Source organism: Pseudomonas sp. GW821-FHT03E01 (assembly GCF_059420765.1).
This window is the reverse complement of record NZ_JBWKUI010000008.1, coordinates 19,300-44,126: the sequence shown is the minus strand read 5'-3', so window position 1 is coordinate 44,126 and position 24,827 is coordinate 19,300. Positions and strand designations below refer to the sequence as shown.

Below are 24,827 nucleotides of genomic sequence, written 5' to 3'. Positions count from 1 at the left end.
GATGATCACTCATCTGCGGGCTTTTTGTTTTCAGCTAATGCTTAGATCGCGCCACGCTTGCGCAGCAGATCCAGCACTTGCTTGACGCTTTCTTCCAGCGACAGCGACTGGGTGTCGATCACCAGATCGGCATCCAGCGGCACGTCGTACGGGAAGGATTCGCCCGGGATGTTGTCGCCACCCGCCGCGTACAGACCTTGCGGATCACGCTCGGCGCAGACCGTCGGCGAGGCCTGGACGTAGACCGTCAGCAGACGCTCCTTGCCGATCAGGTCCTTGGCCTGCTCACGACCTTCGGCACTCGGGGCAACGAACGCCGCCAGTGTCAGCAGGCCGGCTTCGTTGAACTGACGCGCAACGTGCGCCGCACGACGCCAATTCTCGGTGCGCCCGGCGCGATCCTGCGGCAGACCTTTGTTCAGGTCATGACGCAGGTTCTGGCCATCGAGTACAAACACCGCGCGCCCCATGTCGAACAGCTTGCGTTCAACCGCATACGCCAGGGTGCTTTTGCCAGCGCCCGACAGGCCGCTGAACAACACGGTGGCCGGTTGCTGACCGAAGCGCTGGGCGCGTTCTTCGGTGGCTACATGGGCCAGTTTGCCGTGGTGGGAGCTGCTGCCATGCGCCAGCGGCTGAGCGATGATCATGCCGGCCGCGACCGTGCCGTTGGTCAAACGGTCGATGACGATGAACGAACCCGTGGTGCGGTTGCTGTCGTAACCGTCCAGCGCAATGGCCGCGTCGAGGCTGATCTTGACCCGACCGATCTCGTTCAGCTGCAACGAGCTGGCAGGGCCTTCGGCCAAGGTGTTCACGTCCACGCGATTGACGATGCTGGTGATCGAGCCCGGCACGTAAGTCGTGGCGCGCTTGATGTCGTACTTCTTGCCCGGCAGCATCGGCTCTTCGGCCATCCACACCAGCATGGCGTCGAAGGCGTCGGTCACTTGCGGCTGGTTATCGGCGTGCACCAGCAAGTCGCCACGGGAAATGTCGATCTCGTCTTCCATGGTCAGCGTCACCGCTTGACCAGGGCCTGCATGCTCCAGCTCACCTTCGAAGGTGACAATGGATTTCACGCGGCTGCTCTTGCCCGACGGCAACACAACGACTTCGTCGCCCTTGTGCACGATGCCGCTGGCCAGGGTGCCGGCGAAACCACGGAAGTTCAGGTTCGGACGGTTGACGTACTGCACCGGGAAACGCAGGTCGGTGTAGTTGCGGTCGCTGGCGATTTCGACGGTCTCAAGGATTTCCATCAGCGACTGGCCGGTGTACCACGGCGAGCGCTCGGACTTGTTCACCACGTTGTCGCCCTTGAGCGCGGACATCGGCACGAACGCCATGGTGCTCGGCTTGAACGCGATGCCTTCGGCGAACTTCAGGTAATCGGCCTTGATCGACTCAAATACGCTTTCGTCGAAGCCGTTGAGGTCCATCTTGTTGATGGCGACAACGATGTGCTTGATGCCCAGCAACGAGGCGATAAAGCTGTGGCGACGGGTCTGGGTCTGCACGCCGTAACGGGCGTCGACCAGGATGATCGCCAGGTCACAGGTGGATGCACCGGTGGCCATGTTGCGGGTGTACTGCTCATGGCCGGGGGTATCGGCGATGATGAATTTGCGCTTGGCGGTAGAGAAATAGCGGTAGGCGACATCGATGGTGATGCCCTGCTCACGCTCGGCCTGCAAGCCGTCGACCAGCAATGCCAGGTCGATGTCTTCGCCGGTGGTGCCGACTTTTTTCGAGTCGCGGGTAATGGCTTCCAGATGATCTTCGTAGATCATTTTGGAGTCGTGCAGCAGGCGCCCGATCAGGGTGCTCTTGCCGTCGTCGACGTTGCCACAAGTCAGAAAGCGCAGCATTTCCTTGCGTTCATGCTGGCCCAGGTAGGCGAGGATGTCCTCGCTGATCAAATCAGATGCGTGCGACATGACAACCCCTTAGAAATAACCCTGACGTTTCTTTTCTTCCATGGAACCGGCGCCATCGTGATCGATGACTCGGCCCTGGCGTTCGGAAGTTCGCGTCAGGAGCATTTCCTGAATGATGTCGGTCAGGCTGGTGGCCTCGGACTCGACAGCACCGGTCAACGGGTAGTCGCCCAGTGTACGGAAACGGACCTTCTTCTTGACGATGCGCGCCTTGTCTTCGTCGCTCAGGTGATTGAGCAGGCGTTCGTCGTCGATCATGATCCAGGTGCCGTTCATCTCGATGACATCACGCTCGGCTGCGAAATACAGCGGTACGATCGGGATGCCTTCCAGGTAGATGTACTGCCAGATGTCCAGTTCGGTCCAGTTCGACAACGGGAATACGCGGATCGATTCACCCTTGTTGACCTTGCCGTTGTAGACGTTCCACAGCTCCGGGCGCTGGTTTTTCGGGTCCCAGCGGTGCTTGCTGTCACGGAAGGAATACACGCGCTCTTTGGCACGGGACTTCTCTTCGTCGCGACGGGCGCCACCGAATGCGGCGTCGAAGCCATACTTGTCGAGGGCCTGCTTGAGGCCTTCGGTCTTCATGATGTCGGTGTGCTTGGCACTGCCGTGGGTCAGCGGGTTGATACCCTGCGCAACACCCTCGGGGTTGACGTGTACCAGCAGGTCCAGGCCGAGCTCTTCGACCATGCGGTCGCGGAACGCGTACATTTCCTTGAACTTCCACTGGGTGTCGACGTGCATCACCGGAAACGGAAGTTTGCCCGGGAAGAATGCCTTGCGCGCAAGGTGCAGCATCACGGCGGAGTCTTTACCGACGGAGTACAGCATCACCGGGTTATCGAACTCGGCGGCGACCTCGCGGATGATGTGGATGCTTTCGGCCTCCAGCTGTTTCAGATGCGTCAGTTTGTCGACCATGGCTACTCACGAAAACGATCTTATGGACGGCCTGCGGGCCGTGTTCGAGCGGGGAATCCTAGCACAGCGCCCTCTTCTAATCAGGACGGTGGCTAGATCGAAAGGGTATATGAATATACCCCCTCGTTTGGGCTCCAGCCCTGTAGTCAAATCGGGTTCGGGCAATCGATGAAGATGTGCTCGAGGGCGAAACGTCGCGCCAGGTAATCACCCAAAGCCTGCACACCGTAACGCTCGGTGGCATGGTGGCCGGCGGCGATGAAACTGATGTCGTTTTCCCGGGCGCTGTGGAACGTCTGCTCGGAGGCCTCGCCGCTGAGGTACAGATCGACACCGGCCAACACCGCCTGGTCAATGTAACCCTGGCCGCCACCGGTGCACCAGCCGACCCGACGAATCATCTCGCTGCCTTCGATCAGTAACGGCTCGCGCCCCATGACTTCCTGTACCCGACGGGCGAAATCGCGGGGGGTCATCGGTTCGCTCAACGAGCCGACCAGGCCGACGATTTTCAAGTTGTCCGGATCCAGCGGGCCTTCGACGGTAATGTCCAATTGCCGGGCAAGCTGTACGTTGTTGCCGACTTCAGGGTGCAGGTCCAGCGGCAAGTGATAGGACAGCAGGCTGATGTCGTGCTTGAGCAGGGTTTTCAACCGGCGCTGCTTCATGCCGGTGATGCACGGGTTCTCGCCTTTCCAGAAATAGCCGTGATGCACCAGCACCAGATCGGCCTGGGCCTCCACCGCGGCGTCCAGCAACGCCTGGCTGGCGGTGACACCGCTGACGATGCGCATTACTTGCGGCCGGCCTTCGACCTGCAAGCCGTTGGGGCAGTAATCGGCAATCTTCGCACTTGCCAGGTAACGGTCGGCTTCTTCGACCAGGGTGCTCAGGGCGACGGCCATAAAAGACTCCTAAATATCCCGTTCAGAGGCGCGCGCGGCCTCGTATAATGCGCGACATTATGGGCGGTCTCATACCGCCTGCAACCTCTCAGGACGTGCTTAATGCTCAAGGCGCTGCGTTTTTCCGGCTGGCCGCTGTTGGCCGGCGTGCTTGTCGCTCTACTGATTATTCAGCGTTACCCGCAGTGGGTCGGGCTGCCAAGCCTCGACGTCAATCTGCAACAAGCCCCGCAAACCCTTGGTGTGCAGCAGGGCCCGGTGTCCTATGCCGATGCGGTGACCACGGCTGCGCCGTCGGTGGTCAACCTTTACACCACCAAAGTGGTCAACAAACCCAGCCATCCGCTGTTTGAAGACCCGCAGTTCCGCCGCTTCTTCGGCGACAACTCGCCCAAGCAGAAGCGCATGGAGTCGAGCCTCGGTTCGGGCGTGATCATGAGCCCGGAAGGTTACCTGCTGACCAACAACCACGTGACCAGCGGTGCCGACCAGATTGTGGTAGCGCTCAAGGATGGTCGTGAAACCCTGGCCCGGGTCATCGGCAGCGACCCGGAGACCGACCTCGCGGTATTGAAGATTGACTTGAAAAACCTGCCGTCGATCACCGTCGGCCGTTCTGACAACCTGCGCATCGGTGACGTGGCCCTGGCCATCGGCAACCCGTTCGGCGTCGGCCAGACCGTGACCATGGGGATCATCAGTGCCACCGGGCGCAATCAGTTGGGCCTGAACAACTACGAAGACTTCATCCAGACCGACGCCGCGATCAACCCCGGCAACTCCGGCGGTGCACTGGTGGACGCCAACGGCAACCTGACCGGCATCAACACGGCAATCTTCTCCAAGTCCGGTGGCTCGCAAGGCATCGGCTTCGCGATCCCGGTCAAACTGGCGATGGAAGTGATGAAGTCGATCATCGAACACGGCCAGGTGATTCGCGGCTGGCTCGGCATCGAAGTGCAACCGTTGAGTCAGGAACTGGCGGAATCGTTTGGCCTGTCGGGACGCCCGGGAATTGTGGTCGCGGGGATTTTCCGTGACGGCCCGGCGCAAAAGGCCGGCCTGCAATTGGGCGACGTGATCCTCAGCATCGACGGTGAACCGGCTGGCGATGGTCGCAAGTCAATGAACCAGGTGGCGCGCATCAAACCGACCGACAAGGTCACGATTCAGGTGATGCGCAACGGTAAAGAACTCAAGCTCACCGCAGAAATCGGTCTGCGTCCGCCGCCGGCGCCGATCCAGGAAAAAGAAGAAGAGTAAGCGGGACCCTGTGGGAACGAGCCGCACCGCTCGCTCCCACAGGAACAGTTTTGGTCTAGAGGTCGCCAAGGCCGTCGATCAGTGCCTGATTCTGCTCCGGCGTGCCGATGGAAATCCGCAGGAACTGGGCAATCCGCTCTTGCTTGAAGTGCCGAACAATCACGCCCTGTTCGCGCAACTTCGCCGCCAGCCCCGCCGCATCGTGCTTCGGGTGACGGGCGAAAATGAAGTTCGCCGCAGACGGCAACACTTCAAACCCTTTCGCTTCCAGTTGCGCGACCACTTGCTCCCGACTCTCGATGACCAACCGGCAAGTCTTGTCGAAATACTCGCGATCTTCGAACGCCGCCGCAGCCCCCACAATCGCCAGACGATCCAGCGGGTAGGAGTTGAAGCTGTTCTTGATCCGCTCCAGTGCCTCGATCAGATCCGGGTGCCCCACGGCCAGACCAACCCGCAGGCCGGCCAGGGAACGGGACTTGGACAGGGTCTGCGTCACCAACAGGTTCGGATAACGGTCCACCAGCGTGATCGCCGTTTCACCGCCGAAGTCGACGTAAGCCTCATCCACCACGACCACCGAATCCGGGCTGGCCTTGAGGATTTGCTCAACAGCGTCCAGCGCCAACAGGCAACCGGTCGGCGCATTCGGGTTCGGGAAGATGATCCCGCCGTTCGGCTTGGCATAGTCCGCCGGGTTGATCTGGAACTGCTCGTCCAGCGCAACCGCATCGAACTTGATGCCATACAACCCGCAGTAAACCGGGTAGAAGCTGTAGCTGATGTCCGGGAACAGCAGCGGTTTATCGTGCTGCAGCAAACCGTGAAATATGTGCGCCAGGACTTCATCGGAACCGTTACCGAGGAACACCTGATTGCCCTGCACGCCGTAGTACTTGGCAACGGCTTGCTTGAGCAGGTCGCTGTTCGGGTCCGGGTACAGACGCAGGTTGTCGTTCAGTTCGGTTTGCATCGCCGCCAGGGCTTTTGGCGATGGACCGTACGGGTTTTCGTTGGTGTTGAGCTTCACCAGTTTGGCCAGTTTCGGCTGCTCGCCCGGCACATAAGGCACCAGATTCTTGACGAACGGGCTCCAGAATTTACTCATGTTCAGTTCCCCTGCTTGTCATCAAGAATGCGGTATTCAGCACTGCGGGCGTGAGCGCTCAGCGATTCGCCACGGGCCAGTACGGAGGCGGTCTTGCCCAGTTCGGAGGCACCCTGCTCGGAGCAGAAGATGATCGACGAACGTTTCTGGAAGTCGTAAACACCCAGCGGCGAAGAGAAGCGCGCAGTGCCGGAGGTCGGCAATACGTGGTTCGGACCTGCGCAGTAGTCGCCCAGGGCCTCGGAAGTGTGGCGGCCCATGAAGATCGCGCCGGCGTGACGGATCTGCGGCAGCCAGGCCTGTGGATCGGCGACCGACAGCTCCAGGTGCTCTGGGGCAATGCGGTTGGCCACTTCGATGGCCTGTTCCATGTCGCGAACCTTGATCAGCGCACCACGGCCATTGATCGAGGTTTCGATGATCTCGGCGCGCTCCATGGTTGGCAGCAGTTTGGCGATGCTTGCCGCCACCTTGTCGAGGAACTCGGCGTCCGGGCTGACCAGAATCGCCTGGGCGTCTTCGTCGTGCTCGGCCTGGGAGAACAGGTCCATGGCGATCCAGTCCGGATCGGTCTGGCCGTCACACACCACCAGAATCTCCGACGGGCCGGCGATCATGTCGATGCCGACCTGGCCGAACACGTGGCGCTTGGCGGTGGCGACATAGATGTTGCCCGGGCCAACCACTTTGTCGACCTTCGGCACGCTTTCGGTGCCGTAAGCCAGCGCCGCAACCGCCTGCGCGCCGCCGATGGTGAACACCCGGTCGACGCCGGCGATGCAGGCTGCGGCCAGCACCAGTTCGTTGACTTCACCGCGCGGGGTCGGCACGACCATGACCACTTCGGTCACGCCCGCCACCTTGGCCGGAATCGCGTTCATCAGCACCGAGGACGGGTAGGACGCCTTGCCGCCCGGCACGTACAGACCGGCGCGATCCAGTGGCGTGACCTTCTGGCCCAGCACCGTGCCATCGGCTTCGGTGTAGCTCCAGGAGTCCTGTTTCTGCTTTTCGTGGTAGCTGCGCACACGGGTCGCGGCTTTTTCCAGGGCTTCGCGCTGAGGCACGGTGATGCGGGTCAATGCCAGTTCCAGGCGTTCGCGCGGCAGGATCAAGTCCGCCATGGACGCCACTTGCAGGCCATCGAACTTCTGGGTGAACTCGACCACCGCCGCATCGCCACGCTCGCGCACGGCCTTGATGATGTCCAGCACCCGCTGATTGACCGAGTCGTCAGACACACTTTCCCAGCTCAGCAGATGATCCAGATGATGTGCGAAATCCGGGTCAGCAGCGTTGAGTCGGCGAATTGCAGTCGGTGCGGTCATAGCGAGAGCCTCATAGGATTGGCAAAAACTCGGGCGCCCTAAGCTAGCCGTTGATCCGCTTGGGCACCCGAGAATTCTGGCTATGAGGCGGATAGACGGGCGCGACTCAAGGTCGCGCAGGTGAATCAGCCGCGGTGTCGAGACTCCACTGCCTTGCGCAGGGTGTCGATCAACGCCTGGATACGGGCATGCTGCATTTTCATCGACGCCTTGTTGACGATCAGACGGGAGCTGATGGCAGCGATGAAATCCTGTGGCTCCAGGCCATTGGCCCGCAGCGTGTTACCGGTGTCGACCACGTCGATGATCTTGTCCGCCAGGCCGATCAGCGGCGCCAGTTCCATCGAGCCGTAGAGCTTGATGATGTCGACCTGACGACCCTGTTCGGCATAGTAGCGCTTGGCGACATTGACGAACTTGGTGGCAATGCGCAGACGGCCCTTGGGCTCGACTGCGCCGACTTTACCGGCCGTCATCAGTTTGCACTGGGCGATTTGCAGGTCCAGCGGTTCGTACAGACCCTGGCCGCCGTATTCCATCAGCACGTCTTTACCGGCGACGCCCAGATCGGCGGCACCATGCTCGACATAGGTCGGCACATCGGTGGCACGCACGATCAGCAAGCGCACATCGGCCTGGGTCGTGGGGATGATCAGCTTGCGGCTCTTGTCCGGATTCTCGGTCGGCACGATGCCCGCTTCAGCCAGAAGCGGCAGGGTGTCGTCAAGGATGCGGCCCTTGGACAGTGCGATAGTCAACATGGGAAACGTCAGTCCTTATCAAGGTACTCATGCCCGGTCGCAAACGGCGCCGGACACACATCGAGCCGGAAACCGGCTCGACTTCAACAAATCAACGGACGCGTCCCTGCGCCCATGCAGCAGAAACTAGCCCGGTACGCGGCGGATCTTGGCGCCGAGCATCTGCAGCTTCTCTTCGATGCACTCATAACCACGGTCGATGTGGTAGATGCGATCGATCAGGGTATCGCCTTCGGCGATCAGCGCCGAGATCACCAGGCTGGCCGAAGCACGCAGGTCGGTGGCCATGACTGGCGCGCCCTTGAGCTTTTCGATGCCGGTGACGATGGCGGTGTTGCCTTCAACCTGAATGTGCGCGCCCATGCGGTGCAGTTCGTAAACGTGCATGAAACGGTTTTCGAAGATCGTCTCGATCACCGCACCAGTGCCTTCGGCAATGGCGTTGAGGGAGATGAATTGCGCTTGCATGTCGGTCGGGAACGCCGGGTATGGAGCGGTCCGCACGTTGACGGCTTTCGGCCGCTTGCCGTGCATGTTCAGCTCGATCCAGTCTTCACCGGTAGTGATTTCGGCACCGGATTCACGAAGTTTTTCCAGAACGGCTTCGAGGATGGTCGGATCGGTGTCCTTGACCTTCACACGCCCGCCGGTGACCGCTGCCGCCACCAGATAGGTGCCGGTCTCGATACGGTCAGGCATCACTTTGTAAGTGGTCGTGTGCAGACGCTCGACGCCATCGATGGTGATGGTGTCGGTGCCGGCGCCGGAAACCTTCGCGCCCATGGCGTTCAAGAAGTTCGCCAGGTCGACGACTTCAGGCTCGCGAGCGGCGTTGGCCAGAACGCTGCGGCCCTTGGCCAGAGCGGCCGCCATCATGATGTTCTCGGTACCGGTCACGCTGACGGTGTCGAAGAAGAAGTGCGCACCGCGCAGGCCGCCTTCAGGGGCCTTGGCCTTGATGTAGCCGCCTTCGACGTCGATGACCGCGCCCATGGCTTCAAGACCACGGATGTGCAGGTCAACCGGACGCGAACCGATGGCGCAACCGCCAGGCAGTGCAACTTCGGCTTCACCGAAACGGGCAACCATCGGGCCCAGCACCAGGATCGAGGCGCGCATGGTTTTAACCAGTTCGTACGGCGCGATCAGGGTCTTGATGGTGCGTGGGTCGATTTCGACGCTGAGCTTCTCGTCGATCACAGGCTCAATGCCCATGCGACCGAACAGCTCGATCATGGTGGTGATGTCGTGCAGGTGCGGCAGGTTGGCCACGGTCACCGGGCCATCGCACAGCAAGGTGGCAGCCAGGATCGGCAAGGCCGAGTTCTTTGCCCCGGAGATGCGGATCTCGCCATCAAGACGAGCGCCACCAGTAATAATCAATTTATCCATAAGAATCTCGACGCCCTTGGGCTCAGGTGCGCTCGGCCCAGGCCGCGCTGCTGAAAAATTTCATAGTGACCGCATGGATGCTGCCATCGACAATCCACGGGTTCAAATGGGCATAGACCTGCTGCTGACGCTTCACCGGGCTCAACGCCGCCAGTTCATCGCTAATCACGTTCAGCTGGAAATTGCAGCCTTCGCCTTCAACTTCCACCTTCGTGTTTGGCAGCTTTCCTTCAAGGAAGCTCTTCACTTCTACGGCCTGCATGCTCAACCTCAATCGGCGCCCTGTGCGCGCGGGTCGGACATCATACAAAAAAGCCCCGCGCCTGCGAACCCCGCGAAGCAGGACTCTGACGGGGGGCTTCTTTATAGATGCGGTTCAGGGGTGCGCCAACAGCTCGGTCAATTCGCTGACCTGAGCGATTTTGCGCATGTCTTCGGGCATCGCGCGAATGCTCAAGGCCTTGCCGGCCACCTGGGCATCGCGCATGAAGCACAGCAGCAGCGACAAGCCGACACTGCTGGACTTCTCCACTGCGGAGCAATCGACCACCAGCGCAGGCGCCTTGCTGGACTTGATCAGTACCTGCCCCTGCTTGCGCAAGTTCGGGCCGGTCCGGTAATCCAGCACACCGCTGAGCAGCAGCTCGCCGGTTTCGCTCATGCGAATGGCCGACTCACTCATTGGGCTTTCTTCTCGACAGCTTTTTCGGTGTTTTCCTTGGCTTTGGCGACTTCCCCGGCCCAACCATTGATGGTCTTGTCCAGGTCGTTGCCATTGCGCTGCATCGCATCAGCGAACTGATCGCGGAATAGCTTGCCGATATTGATGCCGTTGATGATGACGTTACGCAGCTTCCATTCGCCGTTGATCTTTTCGAGTGTGTAAGACACGGGATAGATCGCGCCGCTGCTGCCTTTGACCGTCATGCCAACGCTGGTACGGTCTCCCGATTCATCCTTGGCAGGCTCAACAGTAATGCCCTGGTTGTTGTATTCGAGCAATGCGTTGCCATAAAACTGGAACAGACCTTTTTTGAAGTTTTCTTCAAACGTCTTCATTTGCTCGGGCGTTGCTTTGCGCGAGTATTTGACGGTCATGATGCTTTTGGAAATGCCCTCGGCATCCACCACAGGACCGACGATGGTGTTCAACGCCGTATAAAAGTCTTGTGGATCCTGCTTGTACTTCTCTTTATTGGCCGACAGGTCGGCGAGCATCCGGGTCGTGGTGTCCTGAACCAGATCGTGCGCCGACTGCGCCGCCATGGCGTTAGCCATCAACGGCAAGGCTGCGAGCAATATCAACAGGCCACGTCGCAAGATAGAGATCATTGAAAAGCTCCTCATTTGGCGTCTTTGCTAACGGTATTGAGCAGAAATTTACCGATCAGGTCCTCGAGCACCAGCGACGACTGCGTGTCGTGGATGGTTCCACCATCCTTGAGCAGGGCTTGTTCCCCACCCACACTGATACCGATGTATTTCTCACCCAACAGGCCAGCGGTCAGGATAGATGCAGTGGAGTCAGTCGGCAGGTTATCTACGCGCTTTTCCAGTTGCATGGTCACCCGACCGGTGAAGCTGTCGCGATCCAGATCGATCGCAGTGACCTTGCCAATGGTCACACCGGCCATGGTCACTTTAGCTCTGACAGTCAAACCGGCGATATTATCGAAATATGCATAAAGTTTATAAGTATCGGTGCTCGGGCTCGGGGACAGGCCACTGACCCGCAACGCAAGCAACAGCAAAGCCAGGATGCCAGCCAGCAAGAAAAGGCCGACACCGATTTCCAGGGTGCGGTTTTGCATCAGAAATCTCCAAACATCAAGGCGGTCAGAATAAAGTCCAGGCCGAGTACCGCCAAAGAGGCGTACACCACGGTCTTGGTAGTGGCACGACTGATCCCCTCGGAAGTGGGCTCGCAGTCATAGCCTTGGAATACGGCGATCCAGGTCACGACGAAGGCAAAAACGATGCTTTTGATAATGCCGTTCAGCACATCGTCGACAAACGTCACGCTGTTTTGCATGTTCGACCAGTAGGAGCCTTCATAGACACCCAGCCAGTCGACGGCCACCCACGAACCGCCCCAGATACCCACCACGCTGAAAATCATTGCCAGCACCGGCAGGGAAATGAAGCCGGCCCACAGGCGCGGAGCAATAATGTACTTGAGCGGGTCAACCCCGATCATTTCCAGACTGGACAGTTGCTCGGTGGATTTCATGTTGCCGATTTCGGCGGTCAGCGCCGAACCCGCACGCCCGGCGAACAGCAAGGCCGTGACGACCGGCCCCAGTTCACGCAGCAGTGTCAGCGCAACCATCTGCCCGACAGCCTGCTCCGAGCCATAGCTGGACAGGATATTGAAGCCCTGCAGCGCCAGCACCATACCGATGAACACCCCGGAGACCACGATGATCACCAGGGACATCACGCCAACCGAATGCAGTTGCTTGACCAGCAGGCCAAAACTGCCGCCAATGCCACCGCGACCGAGCAAGGCATGAAACAGGAACAGCGCCGAACGCCCGAATACCGCCAGCACATCGATGCCGGCGTGGCCGAAACGGCGCACTCTTTCTATTAATGAAATCTTGCGCATCAGCGCTTCCCCAGAAGATCTGCGCGGTAATCCGTCGCTGGAAAGTGGTATGCGACCGGGCCGTCGGGTTCACCAGTCATGAACTGGCGAATCCGTGGTTCCTGCGAAGTCATCAATTCCTTGGGTGTGCCCTGCCCCAACACTTGCCCGTCACCCACCACAATGATGTAGTCGGCGATGCTCGCGGTCTCGGCCAGATCGTGGGAGACCACGATGCTGGTGATGCCCAGCGCATCGTTGAGCAGGCGGATCAGGCGCACCAGCACGCCCATGGCGATCGGGTCCTGGCCGACAAAAGGCTCGTCGTACATGAGAATTTGCGGATCGAGGGCAATCGCCCGGGCCAGCGCGACTCGACGCTTCATACCGCCGGACAATTCGTCAGGCATCAGGTCAATGGCGCCACGCAAGCCCACGGCCTGCAATTTGAGCAGGACAATATCGCGAATCATCTCTTCCGGCAGTGTGGTATGAACACGCAGCGGAAAGGCGACGTTCTCGAATACATCGAGATCGGTAAACAACGCGCCGCTCTGAAACAGCACGCCCATGTGCTTGCGCGCATCGAACAAATCGCTGCGCGACAACGTCGGCAGGTTCTGGCCATTGACCCAGACTTCGCCGCTGGTGGGGCGCAATTGGGCCCCCATCAACCGCAACAGCGTGGTCTTGCCACACCCGGAAGGCCCCATGATGCCGGTGACCTTGCCGCGTGGTATGCGGATATCGATGTTATTGAAAATGCTGCGCGCACCGCGCTTGAAGGTCAGTCCCTTCAGCTCGACCGCGTAGGCGTTATCGGCACTCATCTAAACTCCTTGCGATGCAGCCTCTCACTCGGACGCCTGGCTTTCTGACGAAAGCACATACCTTCCCGGGCAGGCCGAACTGGCGGCGAACTATATCACTGCAAATGCCAAGCGCCCAAGGCCCAAGCCGGGCACGTTCAGCAACATGACCACCTGAAATCATCTATTTAGAGGGTCTCGGTAACAAGGAATGACAAACCGCGACGAACTTGCGTGAGGGTTTTGATCATTACCGTTATAATCGCCGCCTTTTCATCAGGCTATACGATTTCTGACATGAGCCAATCCAGCGACCTGATTCAATCTGCACAACGCACCATCCGTCTCGAACTGGAAGCCGTGCAAGGCTTGTTACCCCATATCGACGCGGATTTCGTACGCGCTTGCGAGATGATTCTGGCCAGCAAAGGCCGCGTAGTCGTGGTCGGCATGGGCAAATCGGGGCACATCGGCAACAAGATTGCCGCCACCCTGGCCAGCACCGGCACCACGGCGTTCTTCGTGCATCCAGCCGAAGCCAGCCACGGCGACATGGGTATGATCACGCGTGACGACATCATCCTGGCACTGTCGAACTCCGGTTCCACCAATGAAATCGTTACCCTGCTGCCACTGATCAAGCGCCTGGGCATCAAATTGATCAGCGTCACCGGCAATCCCGATTCGGCACTGGCCAAGGCTGCCGAGGTCAACCTCAACGTTCACGTCGAGCACGAAGCCTGCCCGCTGAACCTGGCGCCAACCTCATCGACCACCGCCGCTCTGGTGATGGGCGATGCCCTGGCGGTGGCGCTACTGGAAGCCCGCGGTTTTACCGCTGAAGATTTCGCCTTTTCCCACCCAGGCGGCGCACTTGGTCGACGCCTGCTGTTGAAAGTGGAAAACGTCATGCACGCCGGGCAAGAGCTGCCGCAGGTTAAGCGCGGCACCCTGCTCAAGGACGCATTGATGGAAATGACCCGCAAGGGCCTGGGCATGACCGTGATTCTGGAAGCCAACGGTAAACTTGCCGGGATCTTCACCGACGGCGATCTGCGTCGCACCCTGGACCGCAGCATCGACATCCACAGCGCCACCATCGAGCAGGTGATGACCGCCCACGGCAAGACCGCACGTGCCGAGATGCTGGCTGCCGAGGCGTTGAAAATCATGGAAGACCACAAGATCAATGCACTGGTCGTTGTCGACAGCGAAGACCGCCCGGTCGGCGCCCTGAACATGCACGATTTGCTGCGCGCTGGAGTAATGTAATGAGCACGGACCTGCTGCAACGCGGCAAACAGATCAAACTGGCGGTATTCGACGTCGACGGAGTGCTGACCGACGGGCGCCTGTACTTCCTCGAAGACGGCAGCGAATTCAAGACTTTCAACACCCTCGACGGCCAAGGCATCAAGATGTTGATGGCAGCCGGCGTGCAGACCGCTATCATCAGCGGACGCAAGACCCCGGTGGTCGAACGACGAGCCAGGAACCTCGGCATTCCACACCTGTACCAGGGTCGCGAAGACAAACTGGTGGTGCTCGACGAGCTCCTTGCCCAACTCAACCTGAACTATGAACAAGTGGCCTACCTCGGCGACGACCTGCCGGACCTGCCGGTGATTCGCCGCGTCGGTCTGGGCATGGCCGTGGCCAACGCCGCCAGCTTCGTGCGCGAACACGCCCACGGCATCACCCAGGCCCGTGGCGGCGAGGGTGCCGCGCGCGAATTCTGCGAATTGATCCTGCGCGCCCAGGGCCGCCTCGATGCGGCCAACGCCGCGTACCTGTGAGCCCATCATGCTGAGCAAAAAGATTCGCAACATCCTGATATTCGGTTGCATCGCGGCGCTATTCGCTGCGGTCGGCTATTGGAACATCAGCCCGGAACGCTTCCTCGACAAGCCAGTGGCGCATGTCGATGAAGCCATGATCGACTATTACGCAACCAACGCCCACAGCGTGCAGTACCTGCCGGACGGCAAACTGCAGTATGAAATGACGTCCGACAAGGTCGAACACCTGAAGGCGACGGAAGTGACGTTGCTGTCCAACCCTGACCTGAACATGTTTCGTGGCACCGAATTCCCTTGGCACGTCCAGAGCGAACGCGGCGAAGTCAACCCGGACGGCACCCAGGTCGAGCTGATCGACTCGGTACGTATCACGCGTTTCGACGAAAAAAACCGTAAAACCCTGATTACCACCACCCGTATGACAGTGTTCCCGCAGCAGCAATATGCGCAGACCGATCAACCCGTTAGAATCGATGGCGCCGGCGGTGTATCGACAGGCAACGGAATGAAAGCGTACTTGAAAGAAAGCAGGATACACCTGCTATCGAACGTAAGAGGACAGTATGAGGCTCGTTAAAACCCTCCCTATTTTGCTCAGTCTGAGCGCAGCACTGGGAAGCGTGAGCGCCTGGGCTCTGCCGACCGATCAAGCGCAGCCTATCCGCATCCAGGCCGACGACGCCCAACTGGACGACAAGAACGGTGTTGCCACCTATAAAGGTGATGTGATCATCACTCAGGGCTCGATGATCGTTAAGGGCAACACCGTGACCATCACCCGCACGCCAACAGGCGAGATCGATGTGGTGACCTCGGTGGGCAACCTCGCCTACTTCGAGCAACTGCAGACCGCTGGCGACACCAAGCCTGTTCAGGGCTGGGGCGTAACCATCCAGTACCACGCAGCGCAAAACCGCGTCGTACTGATCGACAAGGCCAAAGTTGTCGACAAGGACAACAACGTCACCCAGGGCGAAAAAATCGTCTATGACACGATCAAGAAACTCGCCAGCGCCGGTCGCGCCACGGGCAGCAAGGTCACCGAGACACGTCCGCGTATCGACATGGTGATCCAGCCGAAGAAGAAAACCGACGAGAAAACCCAGTAATGGCAACTCTGAAAGCTCAGCATCTGGCCAAGAGCTACAAGAGCCGCCAGGTCGTGCGTGACGTCAGCCTGTCCATCGACAGCGGCCAGATCGTCGGCCTGCTTGGCCCCAACGGCGCCGGCAAAACCACCTGTTTTTACATGATCGTGGGTCTGGTACAGGCCGATCAGGGTCGCGTACTGATCGATGACCTGGACGTCAGCCACCAGCCGATGCACGGTCGCGCGAAGGCCGGTATCGGCTATCTTCCGCAAGAAGCGTCGATCTTCCGCAAGCTGTCGGTGACCGACAATATCATGGCCATCCTCGAGACCCGCAAGGAGCTCGACAAGGCCGGTCGCCGCAAAGAGCTGGAAAGCCTGCTGCAGGAATTTCACATCCACCACATTCGTGACAGCCTTGGCATGAGCCTGTCCGGTGGTGAACGCCGTCGGGTGGAAATCGCCCGGGCACTGGCCACCAACCCGAAATTCATCCTCCTCGACGAACCCTTCGCCGGCGTGGACCCGATCTCGGTGGGCGACATCAAGCAGATCATCCACCACCTCAAGGCCAAAGGCATTGGCGTGCTGATCACTGACCACAACGTCCGTGAAACCCTGGACATCTGCGAAACCGCCTACATCGTCAACGATGGCCAGCTGATCGCTGAAGGCGACTCCGCCACCATCCTGGCCAACGAACTGGTCAAGGAAGTGTATCTGGGCCATGAGTTCCGCCTGTAAGCGCTGAGGTGCCTGGCCAGTCGCCTTGGTGCTCATATCAATAAAAAATCAATAGTTTTTTATTGTTACAGCGCTCTAGGCAAACACTTCAGTTTCAGGCATATAATTTGCTTATGTTTGGCGCTTCGGCGCCCTGTAGTGGATGGCGCATGTGCGCCGGCGAATAAGGTGTTAAGCCCCTGCCATGAAACCATCGCTAGTCTTGAGAATGGGCCAGCAGCTGACGATGACACCGCAGCTGCAACAGGCCATCCGCCTGCTCCAATTGTCGACCCTGGACCTGCAACAGGAAATCCAGGAGGCCCTGGAGTCCAATCCGATGCTCGAACGCCAGGAAGAAGGCGACGACTTCGATAACGCAGACCCCTTGGCCGACAAAGCCGAACAGCAACCCAACACCGACATTCAGGAACCCTCCTACCAGGAAACCGCCCCGACGGTGGATAACCTTGAGGAAGGCGACTGGAACGAGCGCATTCCCAACGAATTGCCTGTCGATACCGCCTGGGAAGACGTCTACCAGACCAGCGCCAGCAGCCTGCCGAGCAACGATGACGACGAGTGGGATTTCACCACCCGTACTTCGGCCGGTGAAAGCCTGCAAAGCCATTTGCTCTGGCAACTGAACCTGGCACCGATGTCCGACACCGATCGCCTGATCGCCGTGACCCTGATCGACTGCATCAACAATCAGGGCTATCTGGACGAAACCCTCGAGGAAATCCTCGAGGCCTTCGATCCGGAACTGGACATCGAACTGGACGAAATCGAAGCCGTCCTGCACCGCATCCAGCAATTCGAGCCCGCCGGTATCGGCGCCCGCAACCTCGGTGAATGCCTGCTGCTGCAACTGCGCCAACTGCCCGCCAAGACCCCTTGGCTGACCGAGGCCAAGCGCCTGGTCACCGATTACATCGACCTGCTCGGCAGCCGCGACTACAGCCAGCTGATGCGCCGTATGAAGCTCAAGGAAGATGAACTGCGCCAGGTGATCGAACTGGTCCAGAGCCTCAACCCGCGCCCGGGGTCGCAAATCGAGTCCACCGAAGCCGAATACGTCGTTCCCGACGTGATCGTGCGCAAGGACAACGAGCGCTGGCTGGTGGAACTGAACCAGGAGTCGGTGCCGCGCCTGCGGGTCAACGCCCAATACGCCGGCTTCGTACGCCGCGCCGATACCAGCGCTGACAACACCTTCATGCGTAATCAGTTGCAGGAGGCTCGCTGGTTCATCAAGAGCCTGCAAAGCCGCAACGAAACCCTGATGAAAGTGGCCACCCAGATCGTCGAGCATCAACGCGGCTTCCTGGAGTACGGCGACGAGGCCATGAAACCGCTGGTGCTGCATGACATCGCCGAAGCGGTGGGCATGCACGAATCGACGATTTCACGGGTGACCACGCAAAAATTCATGCATACCCCACGGGGCATCTATGAACTGAAATACTTTTTTTCCAGCCACGTCAGTACCTCCGAAGGCGGTGAATGCTCGTCTACGGCGATCCGCGCGATCATCAAAAAACTGGTTGCCGCGGAAAATCAGAAAAAGCCGTTGAGTGACAGCAAGATCGCTGGTTTACTGGAGGCACAAGGCATTCAGGTGGCTCGCCGCACCGTCGCCAAGTACCGCGAATCCCTAGGAATCGCGCCTTCGAGCGAACGCAAGCGGTTGATGTAGAGCCACGCCACAGCGTTCCAGTGGTAGATCATCGGATCTACCGCTTTATGCACTGGCAACGAAGGAGAAGCTGTATGCAAGTCAACATCAGTGGACACCAACTGGAAGTGACCGAACCTCTTCGCACCTACATCGGCGAAAAACTCGAACGATTAGAGAGGCATTTCGACAAGATCACCAACGTGCAGGTCACGATGACGGTCGAGAAGCTCAAGCAGAAAATCGAAGCCACGCTGCATATTCCCGGCAATGAGGTGGTCGCTAACGCGGAACATACCGATATGTACGCAGCGATCGACGCACTGACCGACAAGCTGGATAAACAACTCAAAAAGCATAAGGAAAAGACCCAGAGCCTCCTCCAGGGCGCGACCGGTCGTTAACACTCCCAACCCATGATCCGACTTGAAAGCATCCTGACCCCCGGCCGTTCCCTGGTGAACGTGCCGGGCGGCAGTAAAAAGAAAGCCCTCGAGCAAATTGCCAACCTCATCCATCGCGAAGTGCCGGATCTGGCCATGCAGGATGTCTTCGAGAGTCTGGTCGCCCGTGAAAAACTCGGTTCCACCGGCTTTGGCAACGGTATCGCCATCCCCCACTGCCGTCTCAAGGGCTGCGGATCGCCCATCAGTGCCTTGATGCACCTGGATGCACCCATCGATTTCGACGCCATCGACGGCGCTCCGGTTGACCTGCTGTTTGTACTGCTGGTCCCCGAAGCCGCCACCGATGCGCACCTGGAGTTGCTGCGCCAGATCGCCAGCATGCTTGATCGCAAGGAAGTGCGTGAAAAACTGCGCAGCGCCCCGAGCAACGAAGCCTTGTATCAGGTTGTCCTGGACGAGCAAAACGGTCACTAATCATGCGCCTGATCATCGTCAGCGGCCGCTCCGGCTCAGGTAAAAGCACTGCCCTCGATGTTCTCGAGGACAACGGCTACTACTGCATCGACAACCTGCCGGCCGGTCTGTTGCCGGAACTGGCCGAACGCGCACTGATTCACACCGAACTGGCACAACCTCTGGTGGCCGTGTCCATCGATGCACGCAACTTGCCGAGCCACCTGTCACGGTTTCCCGAATTGCTGGAAGAAGTCCGCAGCCGGCATATCCAGTGCGATGTGCTGTATCTGGACGCCGATGAAGAGACCCTGCTCAAACGATTTTCGGAAACCCGCCGCCGTCACCCGCTGAGCAGTGCCAATCGCTCGCTGGCGGAGGCGATAGAGGACGAAACCAATCTGCTGGGGCCGATCGCCGACCTGGCCGACCTCAAGGTCAACACCACCAATCTGAACCTGTATCAGCTGCGCGATACCATCAAGCTGCGCCTGCTGAATCAGCCGGAGCCCGGTACTGCGTTTCTGGTGGAGTCTTTCGGGTTCAAGCGTGGCATGCCGGTGGACGCCGATCTGGTGTTCGACGTGCGCTGCCTGCCTAACCCTTACTGGAAACCGGAGCTGCGGGCACAGTCCGGGCTCGATCAACCGGTGGCCGACTACCTGGCGGCGCAGCCGGATGTCGAGGAAATGTTCCAGGACATTTCCTCCTACCTGCTCAAGTGGCTGCCCCGCTTTGCCGCCAGCAACCGCGCCTATGTCACCATTGCCATTGGCTGCACCGGCGGGCATCACCGCTCTGTCTACCTGACCGAACGTCTGGGCCAGGTCCTGCAACAATCCCTGAAGAACGTCCAGGTTCGCCACCGCGACCTCAGCTAAAGGATTCACATCGCGATGCCTGCTCTGGAAATCGAAATCATCAACAAGCTGGGCCTGCATGCCCGCGCGTCTGCAAAATTCGTTGGCGTCGCCGGGCAGTTCCCTTGCCAGATCAGAGCTGGCCGTACACCGGAAACGATGGTCGATGGCAAAAGCATCATGGCCATGATGATGCTCGCGGCCGGCAAGGGCACCAAAATCCACCTGAAAACCGAAGGTGAACAAGAGCAGGAAGCTATGGATGCACTGGTGGCGCTGATCAACAACTTCTTCGACGAAGGCGAATAAAGATCAATGGATTTCGGCTTTCGGTTGCGCCCACAGATGCGTAGGCGCTGACGAAGCTGCGATATTTTGATCCAAAAAAAAAGCGCCACCCAATCGGGTGGCGCATTTTTTTTGTGCAGCAACCGCAGCTTAACTACCTGCCACCGTCATCCGCTCGATCAACACCGAACCTGTGCGAATGTTGCTGCGCAATTCCAGGTCATTACCGACCGCAATGATCTGCTTGAACATGTCGCGCATGTTGCCGGCAATAGTCACTTCCTGGACCGCGAACTGGATTTCGCCGTTCTCGACCCAGAAACCCGCTGCGCCACGGGAGTAATCGCCAGTGACCATGTTCAGGCCCTGCCCCATCAATTCAGTGACCAGCAGGCCACGACCCATGCGGCGCAACAGGGCCGCCTGATCTTCATCGCCATGGGTGACGAACAGGTTGTGCACGCCGCCGGCATTCGCGGTGCTCGGCATGCCCAGCTTACGGCCGGAATAGGTGCCAAGCACGTAGGACACCAGCTCGCCGTTTTCCACGAACGGCTTGGCGTAGGTCGCCAGGCCATCGCCGTCGAAGGCAGAGCTGCCCAAAGCGCGCATCAAGTGCGGACGTTCATCGATGGTCAGCCATTGCGGGAACAGTTTCTGCCCCAGCGTGCCTTCGAGGAACGAAGACTTGCGATACAGACTGCCGCCGGAAATCGCCGAGAGGAAACTGCCGAACAAACCGCCGGCCAGTTCCGCAGAAAACAGCACCGGCACTTCGCAGGTCGGTACCGGGCGTGCGCCCAAGCGGCTCGCCGCCCGTTGCGCGGCACGCTGGCCGATGCTCTCCGGGCTGGTCAACAAATTGCCCTGCCGGTTCACGTCGTACCAGTAATCACGCTGCATCTGGCCATCGGCTTCGGCGATCATCACGCAGCTGAGGCTGTGACGGGTCGAGGCGTAACCGCCGATAAAACCGTGGCTGTTGCCGTACACACGGCAACCCTGATGAGTGCTGAGGGTGGTGCCGTCGGCGTTCTTGATCCGACTGTCGGCGGCAAACGCCGCCGCTTCACAGGCCAGGGCCTGCTCGATGGCTCGCTCCGGTGTGATACTCCATTGGTGGAACAGGTCGAAATCCTGCAGCTCCTTGGCCATCAGCGCGGCATCCGCCAAGCCTGCGGCTTCGTCTTCGGACGTGTGCTTGGCAATCGCCAGCGCAGCAGCGACGGTTTCGCGAATCGCTTCCGAACCGCTGGCCGAGGTGCTGGCCGAGCCTTTGCGCTGCCCTACATACAAGGTGATGCCAAAGCCCTGGTCGCGGTTGAACTCAACGGTTTCGACTTCCCGCTGACGCACCGTGGTCGACAGGCCCTGCTCCAGCGACACCGCCACTTCACAGGCACTGGCGCCTTGGCGCTTGGCTTCAGCAATGATCTGCTCAACTTGCTCTTGCAGTGCCGGCAACGCTTGTGGGCCGACGCTTTCAACTGCACTCATGCTGTTCTCCACTCAAATTCTGCTTTCGGTAACGGTCATCGAGCGACCGGGCCGGACAAGCGGCCCCCGACTGGTTATCATGGCGGCGTTTCTTTGCGGACGGCCACCATGGTTGATTCTTACGACGACTCCCTCGATACGGGAGAAAAAAGCAAATCCCAGGTCAAACGCGAGCTGCATGCTCTGGTTGACCTCGGCGAGCGCCTTACAACACTCAAGCCTGACCTGCTGGCAAAACTGCCGTTGACCGACGCTTTGCGCCGGGCTCTGGCCGATGCGCCCAAGCACACCGCGAACATCGCGCGTAAACGGCACCTTCAGTTTATCGGCAAGCTTATGCGCGATCAGGACACTGGCGCCATTCTCACCCTGCTCGATCAACTCGATGCCTCCACCCGGCAGTACAACGAACGTTTCCACGGCCTGGAACGCTGGCGCGATCGCTTGATCGCAGGCGACGACGCCGTCCTGGAGAAGTTCGTCGTCGATTACCCGGAGGCCGATCGTCAACAATTGCGCTCCCTGATCCGTCAGGCCCAGCACGAACTGGCGACCAACAAGCCACCGGCTTCGAGCCGTAAAATCTTCAAGTACATCCGTGAGCTGGACGAGACTCAACGCGGTTTGCGTTAAGTCCCGAATCGGGTGAGTTGCCTCGCAACTCACCCGAAGCTTCACGCTTTCAAGAGCCCCTTACGATCCTGTGCCACCCACGGTGATCGCATCGATTTTCAGCGTTGGCTGGCCGACACCCACCGGCACCGACTGCCCATCCTTGCCACACGTTCCCACACCGCTGTCCAGCGCCAGATCATTACCAACCATCGACACCCGGCTCATGGCTTCCGGCCCGTTGCCGATCAACGTCGCGCCTTTGACCGGGGCGGTAATCTTGCCGTCTTCGATCAGGTACGCCTCGCTGGTGGAGAACACAAACTTGCCACTGGTGATGTCCACCTGACCGCCGCCGAGATTGGCGCAGTAGATGCCTTTTTTCACCGAGGCGATGATTTCCGCCGGGTCGCTTTCGCCACCGAGCATGTAAGTGTTGGTCATGCGCGGCATCGGCAGGTGCGCGTAGGATTCGCGACGACCGTTGCCGGTGCGGGCCACGCCCATCAGGCGCGCGTTGAGCTTGTCCTGCATATAACCCTTGAGCACGCCGTTTTCGATCAGCGTGGTGCACTCGGTCGGCGTGCCTTCGTCGTCGACGCTCAGCGAACCTCGGCGGCCGGCGAGGGTGCCGTCATCGACGATGGTACAAAGCTTCGATGCAACCATCTCGCCCATGCGCCCGCTGTAGGCCGAACTGCCCTTGCGGTTGAAATCGCCTTCCAGACCGTGACCGACGGCTTCGTGCAGCAACACGCCGGACCAACCCGAACCCAACACCACCGGCAACGTACCGGCCGGCGCCGGGATGGCTTCCAGATTCACCAGTGCCTGACGCAACGCTTCACGGGCATAACCCATGGCGCGGTCTTCGCTGAGGAAATAGCGGTAGTCGGTACGACCGCCACCGCCATGGCCGCCGCGCTCACGACGACCGTTCTGCTCAACGATCACGCTGACGTTGAAACGCACCAGCGGCCGCACATCCGCCGCCAGGCCACCATCGGTGGAGGCGATCAGAATCCGCTCCCAGACCCCGGCCATGCTCACGGTGACTTGCTGAATACGCGGGTCGAGGGCGCGGGTCGCCACGTCGATGCGCTTGAGCAGCTCGACTTTCTCGGCGCGGGTCATTACTTCCAGCGGGTTGTCCGGCCCGTACAACTGAGCGACATCCTGGGTAGTGAACGCCTGCACGGTGCCATTCTGCCCGGCCCGGGAGATCGAACGGGCCGCACGGGCCGCCGCGCCCAGCGCTTCGAGGGTGATCGCATTGCTGTAGGCGAAACCGGTTTTTTCACCCGATTGCGCACGCACGCCGACACCCTGGTCGAGGTTGAAGCTGCCTTCCTTGACGATCCCGTCTTCCAGCGCCCAGGACTCGGAAATCTGCCCCTGGAAATACAGGTCGGCGGCATCGATCCCCGGGCCGGCCAGATCGCCGAGCACACCTTGCAGGCTCTCGATCGTTACGCCGCCGGGCGCCAGGAGGTGTTCACTGACAGAGGACAACAACTCGCTCATATGCTTTACGCCTTAAATTCGTCGTTCTGATGCAGGTCGCTGAGCGCCCTGCGAGAAAAAGCGCCGGTGAGTGGACACCGGCATCCGCGCCCTGATGGCCGCCTGTTCGCTGCTGTCGCGTTCGGCCAGCAGCACGGCCTCGCCCTGATCCTGTTGTGCCAGCACGCGCCCCCATGGATCGATTATCGCGGCATGACCAAAGGTTTCTCGCGGTCCCGGATGAGTGCCACCCTGGGCGGCCGCGAGCACGTAACATTGAGTCTCGATGGCCCGCGCGCGAATCAGCACGTCCCAATGGGCCGCGCCGGTCACCGCGGTAAAGGCCGACGGGGCGGTAATCAATTCCGCGCCGGCAGCACGCAATTCGCTGTACAGCTCCGGGAAGCGCAAGTCGTAACACACCGTCAGGCCGACTCGACCGACCGGCGTATCGGCAACCACCACGCCACTGCCATAAGCATAGTCATCGGATTCGCGATAACGCCCGCGATTGTCCGCCACGTCCACGTCGAACAGGTGCAGCTTGTCGTACCGCGCCACGGTCTCGCCCTGGTCATCCACCAGTAACGAGCATGCATGCGCTTTGGCCATCGGTTCATCCGCCGGCGGCAACGGCAACGTGCCGGCCACTATCCATAACTTGAGGTCGCGGGCGGTCTGTTTCAACCACGGCAGGATCGGGCCTTCGCCCAGCGCTTCGGCGCGGCCAATGTCGGCAATGTCGCGACGGCCCATGGCAGCGAAGTTTTCCGGCAGCACGGCAAGCCGCGCGCCACCGGACGCCGCCTGCTCAAGCAGACGACGGGCCTGGGACAGGTTGGCCAGCACGTCGCTCTGGCTGACCATTTGAATGACTGCTACAGACATGGCCATTTC

At 59.8% G+C, this 24,827-nt stretch carries 28 protein-coding genes; 12 read left to right on the top strand and 16 right to left on the bottom strand.

Annotation, left to right across the window (positions count from 1 at the left end):
- Positions 1-41 precede the first annotated feature (41 nt).
- From cysN to AC07VO_RS14940, 3 genes are all read right to left on the bottom strand, one after another.
- Positions 42-1,940, bottom strand: coding sequence for a sulfate adenylyltransferase subunit CysN (cysN, locus tag AC07VO_RS14950; RefSeq protein WP_018927190.1), 1,899 nt, complete (start codon positions 1,938-1,940; stop codon positions 42-44).
- 9 nt (positions 1,941-1,949) lie between these two features.
- Entirely contained in the window at positions 1,950-2,867 is a 918-nt protein-coding gene (gene cysD, locus AC07VO_RS14945) for a sulfate adenylyltransferase subunit CysD (RefSeq protein WP_007941268.1), read from the bottom strand.
- Positions 2,868-3,013: 146 nt separating this feature from the next.
- Positions 3,014-3,772, bottom strand: a complete 759-nt coding sequence (locus AC07VO_RS14940; RefSeq protein ID WP_018927191.1) for a Nif3-like dinuclear metal center hexameric protein — start codon at positions 3,770-3,772, stop codon at positions 3,014-3,016.
- Between the two features lie 102 nt (positions 3,773-3,874).
- Here AC07VO_RS14940 and algW point away from each other — a divergent pair, with 102 nt between their 5' ends.
- The gene (algW, locus tag AC07VO_RS14935; protein ID WP_018927192.1) at positions 3,875-5,035 is read left to right on the top strand and encodes a Do family serine endopeptidase AlgW; all 1,161 of its coding nucleotides are present in this window, start codon (positions 3,875-3,877) and stop codon (positions 5,033-5,035) included.
- Positions 5,036-5,090: 55 nt separating this feature from the next.
- Here algW and hisC read toward each other — a convergent pair whose 3' ends face one another.
- From hisC to AC07VO_RS14885, 10 genes are all read right to left on the bottom strand, one after another.
- On the bottom strand, positions 5,091-6,143 hold the full coding sequence (gene hisC, locus AC07VO_RS14930; RefSeq protein WP_018927193.1) for a histidinol-phosphate transaminase: 1,053 nt from the start codon (positions 6,141-6,143) through the stop codon (positions 5,091-5,093).
- Between the two features lie 2 nt (positions 6,144-6,145).
- Positions 6,146-7,471, bottom strand: a complete 1,326-nt coding sequence (hisD, locus tag AC07VO_RS14925) for a histidinol dehydrogenase (RefSeq protein ID WP_018927194.1) — start codon at positions 7,469-7,471, stop codon at positions 6,146-6,148.
- Between the two features lie 125 nt (positions 7,472-7,596).
- Positions 7,597-8,232 carry an ATP phosphoribosyltransferase gene (hisG, locus tag AC07VO_RS14920; RefSeq protein ID WP_007941260.1) on the bottom strand — a complete coding sequence of 212 codons (636 nt, stop codon included), beginning with the start codon at positions 8,230-8,232 and terminating at the stop codon, positions 7,597-7,599.
- A 126-nt stretch (positions 8,233-8,358) separates the two neighbouring features.
- Positions 8,359-9,624, bottom strand: a complete 1,266-nt coding sequence (gene murA, locus AC07VO_RS14915; RefSeq protein WP_018927195.1) for a UDP-N-acetylglucosamine 1-carboxyvinyltransferase — start codon at positions 9,622-9,624, stop codon at positions 8,359-8,361.
- A gap of 22 nt (positions 9,625-9,646) precedes the next feature.
- Positions 9,647-9,886 (bottom strand): BolA family protein, encoded by a 240-nt coding sequence (locus AC07VO_RS14910; RefSeq protein WP_018927196.1) that lies wholly within the window; start codon positions 9,884-9,886, stop codon positions 9,647-9,649.
- Between the two features lie 114 nt (positions 9,887-10,000).
- Positions 10,001-10,306 carry an STAS domain-containing protein gene (locus AC07VO_RS14905; RefSeq protein ID WP_086944706.1) on the bottom strand — a complete coding sequence of 102 codons (306 nt, stop codon included), beginning with the start codon at positions 10,304-10,306 and terminating at the stop codon, positions 10,001-10,003.
- Positions 10,303-10,956, bottom strand: a complete 654-nt coding sequence (locus AC07VO_RS14900; protein WP_018927198.1) for an MlaC/ttg2D family ABC transporter substrate-binding protein — start codon at positions 10,954-10,956, stop codon at positions 10,303-10,305. Before AC07VO_RS14900 ends, AC07VO_RS14905 begins: the two co-directional genes overlap by 4 nt.
- A gap of 11 nt (positions 10,957-10,967) precedes the next feature.
- Positions 10,968-11,435, bottom strand: a complete 468-nt coding sequence (mlaD, locus tag AC07VO_RS14895; protein WP_007941252.1) for an outer membrane lipid asymmetry maintenance protein MlaD — start codon at positions 11,433-11,435, stop codon at positions 10,968-10,970.
- Positions 11,435-12,232 (bottom strand): lipid asymmetry maintenance ABC transporter permease subunit MlaE, encoded by a 798-nt coding sequence (mlaE, locus tag AC07VO_RS14890; protein ID WP_026286502.1) that lies wholly within the window; start codon positions 12,230-12,232, stop codon positions 11,435-11,437. The genes mlaD and mlaE overlap by 1 nt, the downstream gene beginning before the upstream one ends.
- Positions 12,232-13,041: an ATP-binding cassette domain-containing protein gene (locus AC07VO_RS14885; RefSeq protein WP_018927201.1), complete on the bottom strand. Its 810-nt coding sequence runs from the start codon at positions 13,039-13,041 to the stop codon at positions 12,232-12,234. The genes mlaE and AC07VO_RS14885 overlap by 1 nt, the downstream gene beginning before the upstream one ends.
- A 276-nt stretch (positions 13,042-13,317) precedes the next feature.
- Between AC07VO_RS14885 and AC07VO_RS14880 the strand changes: the two genes are divergently transcribed.
- The 10 genes from AC07VO_RS14880 to AC07VO_RS14835 all read left to right on the top strand — a co-directional run bounded on the left by AC07VO_RS14880 (position 13,318) and on the right by AC07VO_RS14835 (position 20,339).
- Positions 13,318-14,292 carry a KpsF/GutQ family sugar-phosphate isomerase gene (locus tag AC07VO_RS14880; protein ID WP_086944705.1) on the top strand — a complete coding sequence of 325 codons (975 nt, stop codon included), beginning with the start codon at positions 13,318-13,320 and terminating at the stop codon, positions 14,290-14,292.
- On the top strand, positions 14,292-14,816 hold the full coding sequence (locus AC07VO_RS14875; protein WP_064620298.1) for a KdsC family phosphatase: 525 nt from the start codon (positions 14,292-14,294) through the stop codon (positions 14,814-14,816). Before AC07VO_RS14880 ends, AC07VO_RS14875 begins: the two co-directional genes overlap by 1 nt.
- A gap of 7 nt (positions 14,817-14,823) precedes the next feature.
- Entirely contained in the window at positions 14,824-15,396 is a 573-nt protein-coding gene (gene lptC, locus AC07VO_RS14870) for an LPS export ABC transporter periplasmic protein LptC (protein ID WP_019581167.1), read from the top strand.
- Positions 15,383-15,928 carry a lipopolysaccharide transport periplasmic protein LptA gene (lptA, locus tag AC07VO_RS14865; protein WP_064620302.1) on the top strand — a complete coding sequence of 182 codons (546 nt, stop codon included), beginning with the start codon at positions 15,383-15,385 and terminating at the stop codon, positions 15,926-15,928. Before lptC ends, lptA begins: the two co-directional genes overlap by 14 nt.
- On the top strand, positions 15,928-16,653 hold the full coding sequence (lptB, locus tag AC07VO_RS14860; RefSeq protein WP_018927206.1) for an LPS export ABC transporter ATP-binding protein: 726 nt from the start codon (positions 15,928-15,930) through the stop codon (positions 16,651-16,653). The genes lptA and lptB overlap by 1 nt, the downstream gene beginning before the upstream one ends.
- Before the next feature lie 184 nt (positions 16,654-16,837).
- Complete coding sequence (locus AC07VO_RS14855) at positions 16,838-18,331, top strand: RNA polymerase factor sigma-54 (RefSeq protein ID WP_064620307.1); 1,494 nt, start codon at positions 16,838-16,840, stop codon at positions 18,329-18,331.
- Positions 18,332-18,405: 74 nt separating this feature from the next.
- On the top strand, positions 18,406-18,714 hold the full coding sequence (hpf, locus tag AC07VO_RS14850; RefSeq protein ID WP_007941242.1) for a ribosome hibernation-promoting factor, HPF/YfiA family: 309 nt from the start codon (positions 18,406-18,408) through the stop codon (positions 18,712-18,714).
- 12 nt (positions 18,715-18,726) lie between these two features.
- Positions 18,727-19,191, top strand: coding sequence for a PTS IIA-like nitrogen regulatory protein PtsN (gene ptsN / locus AC07VO_RS14845; protein ID WP_018927208.1), 465 nt, complete (start codon positions 18,727-18,729; stop codon positions 19,189-19,191).
- Between the two features lie 2 nt (positions 19,192-19,193).
- Positions 19,194-20,051, top strand: a complete 858-nt coding sequence (gene rapZ, locus AC07VO_RS14840; RefSeq protein ID WP_018927209.1) for an RNase adapter RapZ — start codon at positions 19,194-19,196, stop codon at positions 20,049-20,051.
- Positions 20,052-20,066: 15 nt separating this feature from the next.
- Complete coding sequence (locus AC07VO_RS14835) at positions 20,067-20,339, top strand: HPr family phosphocarrier protein (RefSeq protein ID WP_018927210.1); 273 nt, start codon at positions 20,067-20,069, stop codon at positions 20,337-20,339.
- Between the two features lie 129 nt (positions 20,340-20,468).
- Here the strand turns inward: AC07VO_RS14835 and pmbA are convergent, their stop codons facing one another.
- Entirely contained in the window at positions 20,469-21,815 is a 1,347-nt protein-coding gene (pmbA, locus tag AC07VO_RS14830) for a metalloprotease PmbA (protein ID WP_086944704.1), read from the bottom strand.
- Between the two features lie 108 nt (positions 21,816-21,923).
- Here pmbA and yjgA point away from each other — a divergent pair, with 108 nt between their 5' ends.
- Positions 21,924-22,448: a ribosome biogenesis factor YjgA gene (yjgA, locus tag AC07VO_RS14825; RefSeq protein ID WP_007941230.1), complete on the top strand. Its 525-nt coding sequence runs from the start codon at positions 21,924-21,926 to the stop codon at positions 22,446-22,448.
- A 60-nt stretch (positions 22,449-22,508) separates the two neighbouring features.
- Here yjgA and tldD read toward each other — a convergent pair whose 3' ends face one another.
- Both tldD and AC07VO_RS14815 read right to left on the bottom strand, forming a co-directional pair.
- Positions 22,509-23,951: a metalloprotease TldD gene (gene tldD / locus AC07VO_RS14820; protein ID WP_018927212.1), complete on the bottom strand. Its 1,443-nt coding sequence runs from the start codon at positions 23,949-23,951 to the stop codon at positions 22,509-22,511.
- Positions 23,952-23,963: 12 nt separating this feature from the next.
- Positions 23,964-24,818, bottom strand: coding sequence for a carbon-nitrogen hydrolase family protein (locus AC07VO_RS14815; RefSeq protein ID WP_086944703.1), 855 nt, complete (start codon positions 24,816-24,818; stop codon positions 23,964-23,966).
- Positions 24,819-24,827: the final 9 nt, after the last annotated feature.